The sequence below is a fragment of the Microcystis sp. M49636_WE2 genome, assembly GCF_030065375.1.
GTDB lineage: Bacteria > Cyanobacteriota > Cyanobacteriia > Cyanobacteriales > Microcystaceae > Microcystis > Microcystis aeruginosa_C.
On the sequence record NZ_JASJFG010000878.1, the window covers coordinates 1 to 4,004 of the forward strand.

4 protein-coding genes are annotated in these 4,004 nt (G+C 45.2%); all 4 read right to left on the reverse strand.

The features are described 5' to 3' along the window. Positions 1-333 (reverse strand): permease (locus tag PX484_RS20150; protein WP_288105272.1); only part of this gene is annotated, 333 nt, incomplete at its 3' end. 282 nt (positions 334-615) lie between these two features. Next, positions 616-1,953: an anthranilate synthase component I gene (locus PX484_RS20155; RefSeq protein WP_287667458.1), complete on the reverse strand. Its 1,338-nt coding sequence runs from the start codon at positions 1,951-1,953 to the stop codon at positions 616-618. Between the two features lie 127 nt (positions 1,954-2,080). Next, positions 2,081-2,458 (reverse strand): hypothetical protein, encoded by a 378-nt coding sequence (locus PX484_RS20160; RefSeq protein ID WP_002801269.1) that lies wholly within the window; start codon positions 2,456-2,458, stop codon positions 2,081-2,083. Between the two features lie 36 nt (positions 2,459-2,494). Beyond that, a partial coding sequence (locus PX484_RS20165) for an ABC1 kinase family protein (protein WP_288105273.1) occupies positions 2,495-4,004 on the reverse strand: 1,510 nt, incomplete at its 5' end.

Below are 4,004 nucleotides of genomic sequence, written 5' to 3' on the forward strand. Positions count from 1 at the left end.
ATAGGTGAAAGTCTGCCAAGTTAGCCAAAGAGTGACGATATTTAGGGTAGGTGCAGCGGTGAGAAAGCTAAACACCACCCCTGGGGGTACTCCCTCTAATAAGAATCTTCTAGCGACGGGAATCGTGCCGTATTGTCCGACGGGTAAGATTAATCCGATTGTACTGCCGACGATCGCTCCTAACAGTCGATTACGGGGAAATATCGCCGCTAATCGCTGTTTATTGACGAAAACCAGCAAAAAACTGGAAACGGCTGCCCCCAAAAGTAAAAAGGGAAGCGAGGTCAAGAATAAACTAAGAAAAAAAGTAACAGCGATAGAAATTTGATTCATGAATAGGGTTCAAGATCAGAAGCTATCCTACAAAATAGCAGATAAGGTAAAAAGTAAAAAGATCGGTTTTAGATGCAACAATAGGTAGCTGGTTATAATTAAATTAAACATGGATTTTAGGTTCGATCCCCCCTACCCCCCTTGATAAGGGGGGAAGCCGAAGGCGGGGGGATCCCCCTTGATAAGGGGGGTGCCGATCCCCCCTTAGTCCCCCCTTAATAAGGGGGGCATCTGATAATTTTTAATGCCTACCTACTTAGGTGAGTTTGTTGAAATCAAAAATTAAAAAGAACGTAAAGCGATTAATTGTGCCTCAGCTTTATGAAGGGATTCTAACCATTCTTTTTCGGGATCGCTATCGGCAACTATTCCCGCTCCCACCTGTCCCCAAACGGTGTTTAAATTCCCTTGATTAGTCATTAATAGGGTACGGATGAGAATATTCAAATCTAAATGACCTCTGCTGTCAATATAGCCACAGGAACCATAGAATAAATTGCGTCGCACTGGTTCCAATTCTTCGATAATTTCTAGACAACGAACTTTCGGACAACCGGTAATTGTTCCCCCGGGGAAAAGAGCTTTAATTAAATCAATAGCATGATACTTTTTATCTAATTTTCCTTGAACATTACTGACCAAGTGCATAACATGACTATAACGCTCGATCGTCAGTAATTCATCCACATCAACCGATCCCCATTCACAAACTCTACCCAGATCATTACGTTCTAGATCCACTAGCATAATATGCTCGGCGCGCTCTTTTTTATTAGTTAATAGTTCCTCGGCCAATTGTCGATCGAGTGCCTCGGTTTTACCCCGGGGACGAGTTCCAGCGATCGGTCTAGTGCTGGCTATTCCTCTTTCTAATTTGACCAATCTTTCGGGAGAACAACTAATCATTTCTCCCCAAGGGGTGCGCCAATAACTAGCAAAAGGAGAAGGGTTTATCTGTTGTAAACTGCGATAAATTTGCCATCCTTTTGCCCTAGTTGTGCTTTGAAATCTTAGGGATAAATTTGCTTGAAAAATATCACCTTTTCTGATATAATCTAACGCTTTTTTAACAGCTTTTTCGTAGTCGAGTTGAGAAGTATAAAAGATTAAGGGAGAGGGATGAGGATCGATCAACTCAAAATCGGGGTTAGTGGTTAAAGATTGTTCGTATTTATCTAAATCTTCGGGTTTAGTGGCAGCTAACCAGAGAATTTGTGCTTGGTGATCGAGAAGGGCAAAACTATCCGGTTCATACCAATAAGCGATGGGAAAAGGGAGAGTATCAGCTTTCCTGTCGGGTAATTTTTCTATTTCCCAAGCTAAATCGTAGCCTAACCACCCCAACCAACCGCCATGGAAGGGAAGATGATCGGGAAGCACATCCGATCGAGTTTGGGGGAGTAAACTGCTTAAAAAGGGGAAAATTTCCCCTAGTGCGGGGGTCCAAAGCTGACGCGGGGAACCAGCACAAAGAGAGTAACGGGAGAGGGAATTACCCGGATAGGGACTTTCTAGTAAGGTAGCGATCGCATCTTGGGCGAATAAGCAGGCAAAAACCTCGGAACCGGTGCGCTGATGCAGGGGTAGCGATCGCCAATGCCATGCTAAAGGTTTTTGCATCTAATTGCGGGCCAAAATAGCTGGTAAATTGGGTATAACTAGGGTTTTGGTGTTAGTTGTGGGGAAGTTGCTCTTTCCTATCTGCTAACACCGATGATCTTAGTCCTAAATGTTTGCTGCCTCCCAATTATCCCCGATAATCGAGGTCAATTTCTTTAGAACCGCCGCGCTGTAATTGGCCTAATAATTCCCCTAACTGACTCCAAACCAAACCACCGATAAAGATAGTCATCGGGAGAGAGATAGCGTAGGCAACCCAACCATTGAGAATAAATATATCTAATCCCGAGGCAAGGAAAAGACAGATTCCTACACAAATACCAATAAAAGGAATTTGTAAGGAACTGGATTTTAAAAGATTTTGATCGTCCGAACCCTTATTTTTATACCAATTGTTAACCACTTGCTTGAGACTAGCTTCAAAAGCGGCCCCGCAGGTAATACCGATAAATAAACCGGCAACAACCAGAAAATAGGGCGGTTGGGGCAGAAAATAATAATCCATAGAAAAAGTGATTAACCGATGTTGACCTTAAACACTCTAACGCGAACTGGTTTCTCGCGGAACGACAGCGGCCACACCTTGGGACGATAATTCCCGAAAAGCGCTCATGGCCACATCCAAGAGTCGCCGCGGTTGCAATTCTCCTTGAATTAAACTCCAGAGACGTTGCACTTCGGCCGTGTGGAGACGGTCATCTTCCGTCAAAGCTAATAGCAATTGACGACGCAGATAACGACCTTCTTCCGAGAGAAGAAAAGTGATGCCTAATTGCGCTGTGGGCAGTAAATCGAAGTTACTTTCCGATCGAGCCATTGTAATCATGTTTTCTAGGCGTTGCCACTGAAATTTACCGTCTTTGAACAGTACATCCAGTAAACGCCGGCGCAGTTGGGGCGATTCCCCGGTCAGGAGACGTTTAGCGACGTAGGGATAGGCCACTTGGACGATTTTGAAGTTAGGATCGAGGGTGAGGGCTGCCCCTTCTTGGGTGACGAGGGAACGAATAATCAGGGCGAATTTGGCGGGAATCCGGAAGGGATACTCGTACATCAATTCGGAGAAATCATCGGTAATGGTGCGGAAATTGAAGTCACCGACCCTTTGACCGATGGCATTGCCTAAAACTCGTTCTAGGGCGGGAATAATTGGTTTTATATCGGTTTCTGGGGTTAAAAATCCCAGTTTGACAAAGTTGCTGGCTAGGTTTTCGTAGTCTTTGTTAATTAAATCGACGACGCAACTAGCGAGGGTTTCTTTAGTTTCCTCCTCTAACTGATCCATCATGCCAAAATCGATATAGGCCATGCGACCATCAAAGGTGGCGAAAAGATTACCCGGATGGGGATCAGCGTGGAAAAAGCCGTGTTCGAGGAGTTGCTGCAATCCAGAGGTTACGCCGATTTTAACGATATTATTGGGGTCTAATCCTAAAGCTTTGATTTTCTCGGTATCGGTGAGTTTATAGCCATCAATCCATTCCAGGGTGAGGACGCGGCGACCACTATAACGCCAGTAGATACTGGGAACTTTAACTTCGGGGTTATTTTGGAAGTTGGTGGCGAATTTTTCAGCGTTGCGACCTTCGTTTTGATAGTCGATTTCCTCAAAGAGTTTGGTTCCGAATTCATCGACAATCAGGGTGAGGTCGTGGCCGAGATTGAGGGGTAATAAACGACCGAATTTTTGGGCAGCCCAGCGCATTAGGTATAAATCAAGGCTTAAAAGCGACCGCAGCCCGGGCCGTTGCACTTTAACGGCTACTTCTTCGCCGGTGGGGAGAATAGCTTTGTAAACCTGTCCTAAACTAGCGGCAGCTACCGGGGTGGGGGATATTTCTCGATAGGCTTTTTCTACAGGCATCCCCAATTCTGTCTCGATAATGGCAAAAGCAATGTCGTTATCGAAGGGGGGAAGTTGGTCTTGCAGTTTAACTAATTCGTCTAAAAAGTCTTTGCGAACGAGGTCGGGACGGGTAGAGAGAGCTTGACCGACTTTGATGAAGGTGGGACCCAAACGGGTGAGAATTTGCCTAAGTTCGCTGGCACGC

Bases quoted from the DNA above. Each gene is read 5' to 3' on its own strand.
- PX484_RS20155 (WP_287667458.1), bottom strand. From the start codon at position 1,953: ATGCAAAAACCTTTAGCATGGCATTGGCGATCGCTACCCCTGCATCAG.
- PX484_RS20160 (WP_002801269.1), bottom strand. From the start codon at position 2,458: ATGGATTATTATTTTCTGCCCCAACCGCCCTATTTTCTGGTTGTTGCC.